This is a genomic window from Chitinophaga ginsengisoli, from assembly GCF_003014595.1.
In the GTDB taxonomy this organism is placed as follows: Bacteria; Bacteroidota; Bacteroidia; order Chitinophagales; family Chitinophagaceae; genus Chitinophaga; species Chitinophaga ginsengisoli.
This window is the reverse complement of the sequence record NZ_PYGK01000020.1, coordinates 121,725-134,587: the sequence shown is the minus strand read 5'-3', so window position 1 is coordinate 134,587 and position 12,863 is coordinate 121,725. Positions and strand designations below refer to the sequence as shown.

Here is a 12,863-nt window from a genome sequence, read left to right as displayed (position 1 = left end):
AGAGAACCGATAAAAGGGCAATTGGCGGGCGGGGATTTATTCAATAGTATGAAGAAACGCAAGCAGCGATTTGTCTTTCAACATGCCAGTATAAAAGGCTTTCACCCTGTAGGAAGTATCCAGCACTACCCAGGCAGGATAGGCTGCATGATGCTCCATCAGCTTCACAGCCAGGGCATGTATGCCCTGTGTACCGTAGGGAATAAAGGAATAGGTAGTATCGTTAAACACAATGGGTTGACGACTTTCCGCATTCAGGGTTACGTAATAATATTTCTCAGACAGCAGTTGTTGTAGCGCAGGAGAACGTTTGATCTGCATGTCCTGCATCTTACAATAGCTGCACCAGTCGGTATAGATCTTTATGACAATGGGTTTCGGATGTATTGCCATATTATCCTGCAGATAGGTAAAGGTAACCGGCCCCTGTTGTGCAAGGACCGGTGTTGTTAGCAATGTGCTATATATGATGCAGATGAAAAACGCTCGTATCATTATTTAAACAGATTATATCTCACACCCAGAAATCCCCTGGCGCCCTGCAATGGAGCATAGTTGTATTGAGTGTCGAATGTATATCCGTTGGGATTATTCACCGGATCATTCACATGTTTATCGAAGGGATCAAAAGGTCTCATCAATGCATATTTAGGTACGTAGTTCAGTAGATTCTTTACACCACCGTAGACCTCCCATCCTTTGGCAAACTTCTTAGTGACCTGTGCGTTGGCCAGCAGGAACCAGGGGGAGTATTCGGGTCTGTAGTCTTTAGGTTGTATGGGCAGGCGCATGGGGCCATTCCAGTTGCCGGTAAGATCTACTCCGAAACCTGCGGGCAGGCTATAGCTGATAGTAAAAGTACCGGCCCATTTAGGAGCATCTATTTGCCTGCTTTTTAGCGGGATACCTGCCGCATTTTCATCCACCTGGTATACGTCCATGTAGGTGATACCAGCCAATACTTTTAGCGGAAAGGCAAAGGCGGCATCCACATTCAGCGAGACACCCTCTGATACCGCATGCCCCCGCAGATTATTATAGATGATCTTATCGGGATCGGTATCAAAATCGCCTGTGATCTTGTTGGTGAAATAAGAATAGAAGCCGGTAGCATCAAGGTTGATGAAAGCAGTATTCATCGGGATCTTCAGCACATAGTTCAGGTTGGCATTGTAAGACTTTTCAGGCTTTAGTGCTTCGGCGATGACCACCTGCCGGGAACCAGTCAGTGCGGCATGGTCTTCCGTAAACAGGTTTACTACACGGAAGCCAGTACCCAGGCTGGCCCTGAGGGTATTATTTTCATTGGGCGTCCACTTGTAGGCGATACGGGGAGAATGGATGCTACCGTGATTTTTGTCATGGTCGTAGCGATAACCCAGCAGGAATTTATGCTTCCTGGCAAACGACCATTCGTCCTGTACGAAGGCGCCCGGCAAAGGTGTTTTAGCAGGCATATTGATCTTGCCATCCTCCGAAAGAGTACCAGGTGTATTGTCGTCATACCAGGTATAGCGGAAAGAGATGCCTGTCAGCAGGTTATGTTTTTCACCCAGTTGTTTATCCCAGTAAAGCTGCGTAAATCCTACATGCTGTGTAGCCATGTAGGGCATCTTACCATAGTAGGAGTTCTGCTCATGCCTGTTGTAGGAGTATTGCAGCATGATCTTTTCTTTTACCGGGAGCTGGTACATCCCGATCAGTTCCACTCTTTTGGTATAAATACTTTCTCCGTAGATGCTGTCGCTACCACGCCAGGCTTTGCTCCATCTCATGTCGCCACCCCAGCGGTCCTCATATACATATCTGGCAGCGATACTGGCCTGCCGGTTTTCCTTCCGACGGAAGGCCCACTTATTAAAGAGGGAGATACGGTTCTGTAAGGTCAGGTCGGTGAATCCGTCACTGTTATTATCTTTTGGGTGCTGGTAATTAAACCAGCTGAGGCCAAACAGTCCGGAGGCACTACCTGCTTTCACCTTCATGGCAGCGTCTATATTATACTCTCCCCAGCTGGAACTAAATACGTCTGCGCTGATGACGGGCGCGTTTAACGGATTTCTCGTGATTACATTCACGATACCTCCCATTGCTTCAGAGCCGTACAAGGAAGAGCCGGGGCCTTTTACCACTTCTATGCGTTCCACCATGCTCATAGGAATGCCGCTCAGGCCATATACGGTAGACAATGCGCTCACAATGGGCATGCCGTCTATCAGGATCATGGTATAGGCGCCTTCCATCCCGTTGATGTGAATATCGCCCGTGTTACAAACATTACAGTTCAGCTGGGGTCTTACACCATTCACCATACCGATGGATTCCAACAGGGAGGGAGAAGGATTTTTCTGAAAGTATTTAGGGGTGTACACTTCCACGGGTATAGGACTTTCCGCCCTGCTGACGGGCTTCAGGGTACCGGTGACTACCACATCATTCAGTTTGGTGACGTCCTGTTGTAGTCTTATATGTAATGAGATCTTCCCACCTGCGGTAACAGTCACTTTCCTGGAATAGGCCGTAAAGCCGGTAGCGGAGGCTCTCAGTGTATAAGTACCTGCTTTCACATTATTCAACCTGAAAAAGCCGGTAGAATCGGTGGCCGCACCTGCTTTATTTTCTGCCAGGTAGACATTGGCCAGGAATACTGGTTGTCCGTCGGATAGTACATATCCGCTGATACTGCCATTAGGAGATTGCGCCATCCCTGCCGGGGGAAGCACCAGGCAAACAACGGATATCAATAAAGATATTTTTAAATATACGAAAGTATAAGTACGGATCATTTCTTAATATTATTTAGCCTTGTCTAAATTATTATTTTAGACAAATCTAATTATTTATTCGGAAAATGGCACTCCTTAAGTTAATAATCCGGGAAAGTAGATTGAATATCAATCCCTACCGATATAAATATACCGGCAAGTACAAGGCATTTAAAGTGGAATGTGTTATTTCCTGCTCAGCAATTCCTGGACTAAAGGAATGTAAGCGCTCTTGGGAAAGTTGGTTTTGAAGTAATAAAAAAGTTCAATCTGGGTACCATTTCCCTTATAACGGTCAGGGATATTGGCCAGGAACTCATTACCTGCCATCATTTCGTGTAAGTTGATGGGGGCATAGGCGTAGAGCTTATAAGGCTCATCGAATCGACGCCAGAAATCTGTCATAGCAGCGTCCCCCCTGATATATCCTTTTTTGATGAGGTAGCACTTTTTAGCGATCAGCTGCTCCACACCGGGGCTGGAAACGTATTTTACATCAAAGGGATCGTATAGGTCTGTGGCGTCCTGGATAAGCTGTTTCAGTTCTTTTTCGTTCAGGGACTTGTTTTTCCTGTTAGCAGGATCCTCCAGGTATTTGCCGGCGCTGTTTAACAGGCAGTATATCAGCCGGCTTTCGAGGGTGGTCACCATACTTTCATAGAATCCTACTGAGACCTGTCCCTTTCTGAGGTGTACCAGCAGGGGCGCTTTCAGGTCGAAGAGGGTTGAGCGCATCCCCCAGAGGGCCCCGTTGACAGATCTGGCCGTATCCATGACATGGTCCATAGCGCTGCTCAGCTGGTCTGGCGAAAAGGGCGTATTATTATTGAACAGGTCATGCCCGGCGGCATTGTTGCCTGAATAGATCTTTTTATCTGCGCTGCCTTCCCGGCTGATGCCAATATCCACAGAATCGCCCGGTTCTACATAGAGGACGGATTTTACGTATTTATTCTCTATGGTGATATAACCTGGTGCCTCCATCGGCACTGTCAACGTAAACTGGTGATTGGTTACTTTGCCCGCGCTTTGTTTATAAAGTGAATTGAAATAGGTTCCTATAGGCTTGTAGACAAATACATCTATACTATCAGGAGCATCCGGTACCTTTCCTGTAATAACAACCTGTTGCGCGAATGCGGTGAATGGAATCAATAGGATAAATAGTACTTTTCTCATATCATTTTCTGCTTATCAAATCGGACCCTCTAAGCTGCCGGGTAACATTTCAGTTGGCCATTAATTTACACAAAAAAAAGAAATCCCCGGGATGAATATACCGGGGAGCCTGCTTTTTTTCTAATCCTTCATCATTTTTGTCTATGGAAACTTCTGCATCGATGGAAAATAAAGCAGGAAGGCATAGGGCATAGGATAGATATAAGAGCCTTGTTTTGAATGCGAATTAATTATAATACAAAGCTACATCCCCGCTGCATTCCGGATACTGACAACCATCATCCGTTGTTGTGATACTGGTCTGGCCATCCGGCTCCTTCCGGAGTCAATAAAACAGTATAGGATGAATACCGGCCGGGGGGCTCATGATAACTTTAAGGCTATAATAGGTTTGGGAGGGGTATCTGGTCGCGGGGAAGGCGGAAAAGGTAAAAGCACCCCTTATAAAGGAATGCTATGTCAATTTTACGGGGAAGGTGATTGACAAACACCTGTTATCGAAGTATGAATGGGGATTAGTAGCTGGCTTGTCCGATATCCAGCCTGTCGATCTTTCCCGCTGCATTGATATGGAACTTAAAGTAGGTCTTGAAATCGCCCCACTGATCGCTATGAAACCTGCCATAGAGGTCCAGCCCATTGTTTTCCACCTTATCGATGCTGGTGAAGCGTTCATGTCCGATTGCTTTTTCAAAGAAGCTTTTGAAGTTCATTTTATTACCATCGTCATATAGTGCAGCGTCTGTTGTAAATAAAGCGAACCATGCTTTGCTGTCGGCAGCTTGCAGTGCGTCGATCGCATTTTTAACGGTGGTATTGGTCAGTTTATCCGTGTTCATTGTATTGGATTTACTTTGTGCCTTAGTGGTTAATACGCATATTATCAATGCCATTGTATAGATGAAGGTCCTCATTTAGTTGGTTTTAGCGAGTGGATGTTGTAAAAAAATAACGACAAGGTTCATCATGAGGAAGGGCAGTTCTATAGCAGCGCCTTTCAGGTCTTTTAAAGATAACTGCAGACAGAGTATCAGTAAAATAGCAGCTGCCATGAGAAAGTTTCCTGTTACAAAGGTTCTTGGGAATAAGATCAACACTGCGCTTAACATTGTCACGATCCCATTGACTAATACAGCGGGCCTGTTGAACTGAAAACGGCTCAGCATAGTTGTCATTTCCGGTTTACCGGAGATCATTGCCCATCCCTGCTTTATCCCCATGAACACTATCACCAGGACCAACGCTGTACTTAATATTTTGACGAACATAGTAGCTGTTTTTTCAAGTGAATGGCGAGCGGAGTCTTAGTTTGTGGCGCCACCGTTTACTAACAGATGTTGACCGGATACGAAAGAAGACAGATCACTCGCGAAGAATTCAGCAATATTAGCCACATCTTCTACTTCTGCCAGACGGCCCATCGGACAGCTGTCCAGCAGTTGTTTCCTTAATTCAGGATATGATGCAGGATCTGCGAAGATGCCGGAATGGTCTACTGCGAAAGGAATGATAGAGTTCACGGTAACCCCTCTGTACCCGATCTCTTTAGACAGAATATCTACCAGGTAACGAGGAGTTGTTTTGCTACCGCCATATACAGCCATACCTGGAACCGGGAAGGAAGTGGTGCTGGATGCGATATAAATGATACGTCCATTATCTTCTACATGTTTTGCAGCCTGCTGCATCGTGAAATAGGAACCTTTGGTATTGATAGAGAATACACGGTCAAACTGTTCTTCTGTAAATGCTGTTACCGGCGTATCTACCAGTTCTATACCTGCGTTTGCCACTATGATATCGATCTTTCCGAAAGCAGCTTTTGCTTCTGCGAACAGGCGTTCTATATCTTTTACTTTACTCACATCCGCCTGTATAGCGATCACATTAGCGCCCATGGCTTTGATATTGCTGACTACTTCTTCTGCAGATGCTTTATCCCGGGAATAATTGATGACGATGTCTGCGCCCAGTGCCGCATAACGCTCTGCGATGGCCTTACCTAATCCTCTTGCTGATCCTGTAATGAGTGCTACTTTACCTTTTAAGCTATTCATGATTGACATTTATTTAAAGTGTTATTGTTTATTGTTAATCGATATTTTAATTAAGCCATACCACCGTTTACGCCTATGTTTTGTCCGGTGATCCAACTTGCGGCATCACTTGCCAGGAACGCCACTACTTCTGCGATTTCTTCAGGCTTACCGATACGGTTAAAAGCAGCCATAGATGCCAGCCGGTCTATCACTTCCTGTGATTTTCCATTCATAAATAAGTCGGTGCTGGTTGGGCCAGGAGAAACAGAGTTCACATTGATACCTCTGGCGCCCATTTCTTTTGAGAATACACGGGTTAATTGTTCTACGGCTGATTTAGTAGCTACGTAGGTAGCGTAGGTAGGTATCATCACCCTGTTCACGGTAGTGGAGAAGTTGATGATAGATCCATTATCCGCCAGTCTGGTGGCTGCTTCGCGGAGTGTATTAAATGTACCTTTTACATTGATATCAAACTGACGTTCGAATTCTTCGTCTGTCGTATCCTTGATGGGTTTAAGGATCATGACGCCGGCGTTATTCACCAGTACATCGATCCTGCCGTAATGTGCGATAGCTGCATCGAACAGGTTCTTTACATCTGCACTCTTGCTGACGTCCGCCTGCACAGCTATAGCGTCGCCACCTTTTTCTTTGATGTCTGCTACAACCTGATCAGCGGCATCTTTACCACCGGCATAATTGACAATAATTTTCGCTCCTTCTGATGAAAGTTTGCGGGCAATGGCAGCGCCGATACCTCTTGAAGCGCCTGTTACTAAGATTACTTTGTTTGTTAGTGTGTTCATGTTGCTCTGTTTTTGTTTGTCGTTGTTGACATAACAAAGATGGAACATAAACACGCCCTAAAATTGCAAGATGTACACTATTAGTTGCAAAAATCTAAGACACCCCTGTTCCGAGGTGTTTTCTATATAAAACGGGGGTGGTATCTGTATATTTCTTAAAGTAATTACTAAAATGCGCCGTCTCTGCAAACCCAAGCTGATCAGCGATCTGCTTAATAGGGGTAGCAGAATTCTGTAGTAATGATTTAGCTTCTGTAATGGTCTTATCAATGATCCAGGTGCTGACGGATTTACCCGTTTTCGTCTTGATCACGTTATTCAGGTAGTTGGGATGCAGGTTTTGTTCGTTGGCGTAGTCCTGCGCCCGGAAAACACGTTTAGCCTTTCCTGTGCTTAGCTCACGGTAATGTTTTTCCAAGGTTCTTTTGAAGTTCTTCACGATCTGGGAGCTACGGTTACCTTCGTAGATCGGGTTGTAATCTTCCCAGAAGTATTCTTTGATCTTTAATAACAACACCACAAACAGGTTACCGATTATCTTATTCTTATAAGGAGAGTTCGAGAAGTACTCTTTATAAATCTGCAGGTATAGCGGTTCAAACTCCGCAAATACGGCCGGCTCCAGCACCCTCGCAGGGACCGTTTCTGCCAGCAGGAAAGGAAACTCCTCAAATATATTGGCGTGGACGTTTTCCTTTAAGAAAGACTCGCTCATGGTCACCAGGTAGACTTCCTTCAAACAATACCACTCAAAGGACTTGTAATGCCCCGGATTGGTAAAATATATAGTATTGGGCTTCGTATTAAACTCCAGATCGTCCGTGGTATATCTCCCCTCCCCATCCTTTATAAACAGAAAAGAGTAAAAATTGGCCCGGTATACGCAGGATTTAAAGGGCAGTTCCCCATGGATGTCCATCAACTTGTGGATCGTAAAGTCATTCTTTGGGTCGATCAGGTCCACCGGCAACCCGAGATACTCATAATTCTCGATCAGATTGTTAAAAACGGGGGGCCTGTCTGTTGCTTTCTGCCTGGTCATGGTAACGGAGGAGGTTTAGATGGGGTTAAAGTTACAAAACGTTTGCGCCATCTTGCAACATATAACCCCTAATCATTATAAAACCTCTTTTGCACTGGCTGCCAGGGTCAATACTTCAATCTGGGGAGGGAGTACAAGGCCGCTATCATCCCGCTGCTGCTGGAAGGCCTTGAAGGAGGGTGTATTTAACACCGCAGCCTGGATGTCTTCATTTTTGTAGTGGGAGATGTGGGTGAAGATGTTTTCGTTGGTGTAGACGGTGTATTGAAAGTCCTCCATTCTCCGGAAATCCTGCATAAAGGTTTCGATATTCTGCAGATTCTGTGCTACGAAGGAAGGCTTTACGGTGTAAGTTACTTTTACTGCTATCATGGTTTTATACGTTTTATATAGAGATAGACAGTCGGGGGTATAAAAACGTGACGGGATCTCCAAAGTTTTATTGCACTCTCCTAACAGTGATCATTTACCGCTGAGTTAAATTGCGGGCATATTGCAGTAGATCGCATAGTTTACCTGTAGACCACTGCCCTATATACAGCTTTTTTCGCTAAAAGAGTTCTGTCTGCGCAACAGAACTCTTTTGGTTTTTTATATGGATCGGTTGCTATGGTTTTTATCCGTGATCTTCAAAGTTTGAGGGCCCATTCTCAAGCATTACTGGTGTTGTGCCCCCCAACCCATAAACCACCTCATATACACATATTCTAATATTTATTACTATCTTGGCAGAAATGCAATATCAACTATCGTAAACGGGGTCATTAAATATTTCACTATCAATTAATTAACGTTCGGGAGAAATCACCTATCTATGAAAAAACTATTCGCTGTTCTTGCGACTTCGGTCGCACTTTATTCCTGTAGCTCAACAAATCTCGTCTACATCAGCGTTCAACAGCCAGCTCCTGTCACCATCTCTCCAGATATCAAAAACGTAGGGATCGTTAACAGAAGTAACGTTGCAGACAAAAACAAAGCCCTGGACATCATCGACAAGGTACTTACAGTGGAAGGCGATAGCCTTGACAGACAAGCCGCCCAGGCAGGCGTGATCGGATTGGCGGATGAACTGATCAAAAATAACAGGTTCAACAATGTGACCGCTTTTAATAGCATCGACCTGAGAACAAACGTCCCTGGACAATTCCCCACTCCTTTAACATGGGACGTAGTGGAGAAGATCTGCCGGGAAAAACATCTAGATGCATTGTTCTGCCTGGAAATGTTTGACACAGATTCAAAAGTGAGCTATGCCGCAGTTCCCATATCAATGAAAACACCGCTGGGCAATATCCCCGGTATCGAACACCACGCTAACATGCTTACTACTGTGAAAACCGGTTGGCGGATCTACGATCCCGTTGAAAGACTGATACTGGATGAATACCCTATTACCAAAGACGTTTCATTCACCGGTAAAGGCATCAACCCTGTAGCTGCTGCCGGCGCCATTATCAACAGGAAAGAAGCATTGCTCGACGTTAGCAGAAAAACCGGGCAGGATTATGCCATGAGATTAGTCCCCTATTGGATAAGAGTGACCAGGGACTATTATGTAAGAGGCACCGATAACTTCACCATCGCTACACGTAAAGCGCGGACAGGCAACTGGGATGGTGCTGCCGAATTATGGAAGAAAGAGACCAACTCCTCCAGCAGGAAGGTTGCCGGCAGGGCATGTTACAATATGGCCATCATCTGTGAAATAAACGGTCAGCTGGACAAAGCCATAGAATGGGCACAGAAAGCCTATGAGAACTATAACAACCGCCTGGCACTGAGGTATGTCAACATACTTAAAAACAGAAAGGCGAATAATAATGTGTTGCAATATCAGCAACAAAGCTAAGGTGCAAGGTCTATGGGAAAGCTGACTTTCCCATAGACCTGTCCTTTTGAACCTAAAACAGCCCCAGACTATAATGCTTCCCCATTAATATCCGTCGTCAGCACATCACTCATATAATCGAAAAACGGGCGCATATGCTTGAATGTCTGATTCGCTTCTTTCAGGAACTCACCACTCAACACCACCTCGTCCGGAAAATGCCGGACCAGCAGAAATTGCTTATAGCGTAACAGATCGATCCCCTCATGATCAGCAGCAAACCCTTTAGGCGCAGTTTTCAGCTGCTCACCTTTCAGCTCTCCAAATGTCGAAACAAAGGATTTGGCTTTCAGAATTTTCCGCAGCGGAGCCGGGTCAAATGCAATGTCTTCCCTGATCCGTTTAAGGTCTTCTGTACTGGGACCAAAGAAACCACCTGCAACAAAGCTATTTCCAGGCTCAATATGGAAGTAATACCCACCCCGGCGATACTTGGTCGCACGCTTGAAGCTACCGCTCCAATGGGTCTTATAAGGCGTTTTATCTGCAGAAAAACGGGTGTCTCTATAAATACGGTACAAACTTTTCTTACCCGAAGGCGTTTCTATTTCATCATGTGCGTTAAGTGCCTGTAATAATGCTTCGGCGAAGTTTTCTACAATGGCCACCTCCTGCAGAAAAGTATCCTTATGCGCATTGAACCATTCCCTGTTATTGTTCTTCTTTAGTTTATTCAAAAAATCAAAGCCTGATGGAAGTAATAATGCCTGCTTGGCCATAATATCCGGTTTAAATTTCCCTGCAAAGATACTAACACAAAAAACGATATTTCGCGAATCTGCATCCCATTAGCGATATATCACTAAAAAACGCTTTTCAAAAAAAGCACTATCTTACTGTCTGACAGCCATTTAACCAAATGGCATTCCCCTTGTCATCCTTTCCCGAACTCCTAATACTTACAACTATGATTCAGCTCACCACATTAGGCTACATCCACACAATCATCGGTGTATTGGCCCTCATCCCCGCATTCATTTCACTATTTTCATATGGCGTGATCGCCCCCCAGAAAAGAGCCGGGAAAATCTATATTACACTGACGGCATTAGCCTGTCTGACCTCCTTCCCGATCATGAAGAGTGGCCATTTATCTCCCGGACATTTCCTGGCTATTATGATCCTGGTGATGCTTCCGCTGGCGTATTATGCCTCTTCTATAAAATTATTCGGCCAAAAATGGCAGTACATCCAGGTGGTCCTGATGTCGCTCACATTGTTTTTCTCACTGATACCTGCATTCGTAGAAACGCTTACACGGCTTCCATTAGGGCATCCATTTGCATCCGGACAGGATGACCCTGCACTTAAACCTGTACTGGGAGTATTGGCCCTTATTTTCGTCGTAGGTATATGTTATCAGCTATATAGGCTGAAAGCACAAAACAGGGGACTTCAATCAGTATAGCCATTCATAGCAGTAGCAGGCAGCACTACCTGCTACTGCTATGAAACAACCCAACACGACATAATACAGGTATTCTTTAAATTTGTAGGATGTCGCACCCTTTAAGAACACACATAGAAGCTGTTTCTAAACTGACAGATGAAGAATTTGACCATATTCTATCTCACTTTACCCCTGTAAAACTCAAAAAGCACAGTTCATTGGTAAGGGAAGGCGATCTCGTAAAACACGAATATTTCGTATTGAAAGGCTGCCTCAGATCGTATATCACCGACAACACCGGGAAGGAGTTCACTTATCAGTTTGCGGTGGAAACCTGGTGGATCTCAGAAAGGGAGGCCTTTATGAAGCATACGCCGGCATCTACTGCTATTGAATGCCTGGAGGACTGCCAGCTGCTGGCTTTATCATATGAAGACCGCGAAAAACTGGGCAGGGAACTATGGAAATACGAGCACTATCTGGCTGTCAAATCCAACATGGGATATGTGGCATTGCAAAAGAGATTACAACTGATGATCATGGGCAGCGCTAAGGAACGCTTTGAAAATTTCGTCCACCAATATCCACATCTGTACAACCGGATCCCTAAAACGCATATCGCCTCTTACCTGGGCGTTTCAAGAGAAACCATAAGCCGTTTATACCGGAAATAACGGCACATTTGTCACAATTTTTAAGTGACAAATGTCCTTTCACCCCGGAGATCACTACAGGAAATTTGTGTTCTAATTTTTAAAGACAATGAAATTTCTAAGTGCATTTTCCTTGAAAGGATTTTTAGCGTTATCACTACTGAGTGTCATATTTGCGGCTAAAGCCCAGACAACAAGTTCCCAGCTTCCTGAACAGCCAGGCTTCTACCGCATGCAGCTCGGTGACTACCAGGTCATCGCGCTTTCCGATGGCACCATTCCCCTGAACCTGAAAACCCTGTTACATGAAACCAAACCCGGAGAAATACAGGAATTGCTGCGGAATAACTTTCTTGATACTGTTGCCGAAACTTCCATTACCGGTTTCCTTATTCTGGCAAACAACCAACAAATACTCATTGACGCCGGCTGCGGCAGCTTCTTCGGCCCCACCCTGGGTAAATTAAAACAACATCTCATTGACGCAGGCTTTCATCCTGAAAACATCACCGCTGTACTGCTCACACATCTGCATACAGATCATGTAGGAGGACTTATAGAAGGGGATAAAATGGTCTTCCCCAATGCGACTATTTATATCAGCAAACAAGAAGCAGCATTCTGGTTAACAACTGGCAATAAGGAAAAGGCCAACAAAAGGGCACAACCGTTCTTCGATCCGGCGCAGACTGCGATCTTGCCTTATCAGAAAGCCGGCAAGGTAAAGACTTATGATCCAGGAGCACAATTGTTTCCAGGCATCACATCTATCAACGCTACCGGGCATACGCCCGGGCATAGTTTCTATATGATAGCAAGTAAAGGACAAAAGCTCATGTTCTGGGGAGATGTGATACATGCAGGAGCCGTTCAATTCTCAGATCCTGCTGTAACAATTGATTTTGATGTCGACCTGTCTGCTGCTGCAGCTGCCCGTCGCAAAGCATTCAATGAAGCCGTTAAAGATGGCTATTGGATTGCGACTTCGCATCTTTCCTTTCCAGGAATCGGACATTTAAAAGCGGTTGGTAAACAGTATGAGTGGGTGCCAGCTAACTATACGACAATATTTACAGATAAATAAAATAAAGAGGG

At 44.9% G+C, this 12,863-nt stretch carries 14 protein-coding genes; 4 read left to right on the top strand and 10 right to left on the bottom strand.

Features of this window, described 5'->3' with window-relative positions:
• Positions 1-36: 36 nt before the first annotated feature.
• The 9 genes from CLV42_RS30825 to CLV42_RS30780 form a co-directional block, all read right to left on the bottom strand.
• Positions 37-495: a thioredoxin family protein gene (locus CLV42_RS30825; protein ID WP_106605788.1), complete on the bottom strand. Its 459-nt coding sequence runs from the start codon at positions 493-495 to the stop codon at positions 37-39.
• Complete coding sequence (locus CLV42_RS30820) at positions 495-2,786, bottom strand: TonB-dependent receptor (protein WP_106605787.1); 2,292 nt, start codon at positions 2,784-2,786, stop codon at positions 495-497. The genes CLV42_RS30825 and CLV42_RS30820 overlap by 1 nt, the downstream gene beginning before the upstream one ends.
• A gap of 165 nt (positions 2,787-2,951) precedes the next feature.
• On the bottom strand, positions 2,952-3,944 hold the full coding sequence (locus CLV42_RS30815; RefSeq protein WP_106605786.1) for a hypothetical protein: 993 nt from the start codon (positions 3,942-3,944) through the stop codon (positions 2,952-2,954).
• Positions 3,945-4,459: 515 nt separating this feature from the next.
• The gene (locus tag CLV42_RS30805) at positions 4,460-4,783 is read right to left on the bottom strand and encodes a hypothetical protein (RefSeq protein WP_245901777.1); all 324 of its coding nucleotides are present in this window, start codon (positions 4,781-4,783) and stop codon (positions 4,460-4,462) included.
• Positions 4,784-4,858: 75 nt separating this feature from the next.
• Positions 4,859-5,212, bottom strand: coding sequence for a hypothetical protein (locus CLV42_RS30800; protein WP_106605785.1), 354 nt, complete (start codon positions 5,210-5,212; stop codon positions 4,859-4,861).
• A 36-nt stretch (positions 5,213-5,248) separates the two neighbouring features.
• Positions 5,249-6,001, bottom strand: a complete 753-nt coding sequence (locus CLV42_RS30795; RefSeq protein ID WP_106605784.1) for an SDR family oxidoreductase — start codon at positions 5,999-6,001, stop codon at positions 5,249-5,251.
• A 50-nt stretch (positions 6,002-6,051) separates the two neighbouring features.
• Positions 6,052-6,792: an SDR family oxidoreductase gene (locus tag CLV42_RS30790; protein WP_106605783.1), complete on the bottom strand. Its 741-nt coding sequence runs from the start codon at positions 6,790-6,792 to the stop codon at positions 6,052-6,054.
• Positions 6,793-6,886: 94 nt separating this feature from the next.
• The gene (locus CLV42_RS30785) at positions 6,887-7,834 is read right to left on the bottom strand and encodes a helix-turn-helix domain-containing protein (protein ID WP_106605782.1); all 948 of its coding nucleotides are present in this window, start codon (positions 7,832-7,834) and stop codon (positions 6,887-6,889) included.
• A gap of 75 nt (positions 7,835-7,909) precedes the next feature.
• Positions 7,910-8,206, bottom strand: coding sequence for a putative quinol monooxygenase (locus CLV42_RS30780; protein WP_106605781.1), 297 nt, complete (start codon positions 8,204-8,206; stop codon positions 7,910-7,912).
• Positions 8,207-8,648: 442 nt separating this feature from the next.
• Here CLV42_RS30780 and CLV42_RS30775 point away from each other — a divergent pair, with 442 nt between their 5' ends.
• Complete coding sequence (locus CLV42_RS30775; protein WP_106605780.1) at positions 8,649-9,686, top strand: DUF6340 family protein; 1,038 nt, start codon at positions 8,649-8,651, stop codon at positions 9,684-9,686.
• 68 nt (positions 9,687-9,754) lie between these two features.
• Here CLV42_RS30775 and CLV42_RS30770 read toward each other — a convergent pair whose 3' ends face one another.
• Positions 9,755-10,444 carry a DUF2461 domain-containing protein gene (locus CLV42_RS30770; RefSeq protein ID WP_106605779.1) on the bottom strand — a complete coding sequence of 230 codons (690 nt, stop codon included), beginning with the start codon at positions 10,442-10,444 and terminating at the stop codon, positions 9,755-9,757.
• Between the two features lie 188 nt (positions 10,445-10,632).
• On the opposite strand from CLV42_RS30770, the gene CLV42_RS30765 reads away from it, so the two are divergent.
• The 3 genes from CLV42_RS30765 to CLV42_RS30755 all read left to right on the top strand — a co-directional run bounded on the left by CLV42_RS30765 (position 10,633) and on the right by CLV42_RS30755 (position 12,852).
• On the top strand, positions 10,633-11,133 hold the full coding sequence (locus CLV42_RS30765; protein ID WP_106605778.1) for a hypothetical protein: 501 nt from the start codon (positions 10,633-10,635) through the stop codon (positions 11,131-11,133).
• Positions 11,134-11,222: 89 nt separating this feature from the next.
• Positions 11,223-11,789, top strand: a complete 567-nt coding sequence (locus CLV42_RS30760) for a Crp/Fnr family transcriptional regulator (RefSeq protein ID WP_106605777.1) — start codon at positions 11,223-11,225, stop codon at positions 11,787-11,789.
• Between the two features lie 88 nt (positions 11,790-11,877).
• Positions 11,878-12,852, top strand: a complete 975-nt coding sequence (locus CLV42_RS30755) for an MBL fold metallo-hydrolase (RefSeq protein ID WP_106605776.1) — start codon at positions 11,878-11,880, stop codon at positions 12,850-12,852.
• Positions 12,853-12,863: the final 11 nt, after the last annotated feature.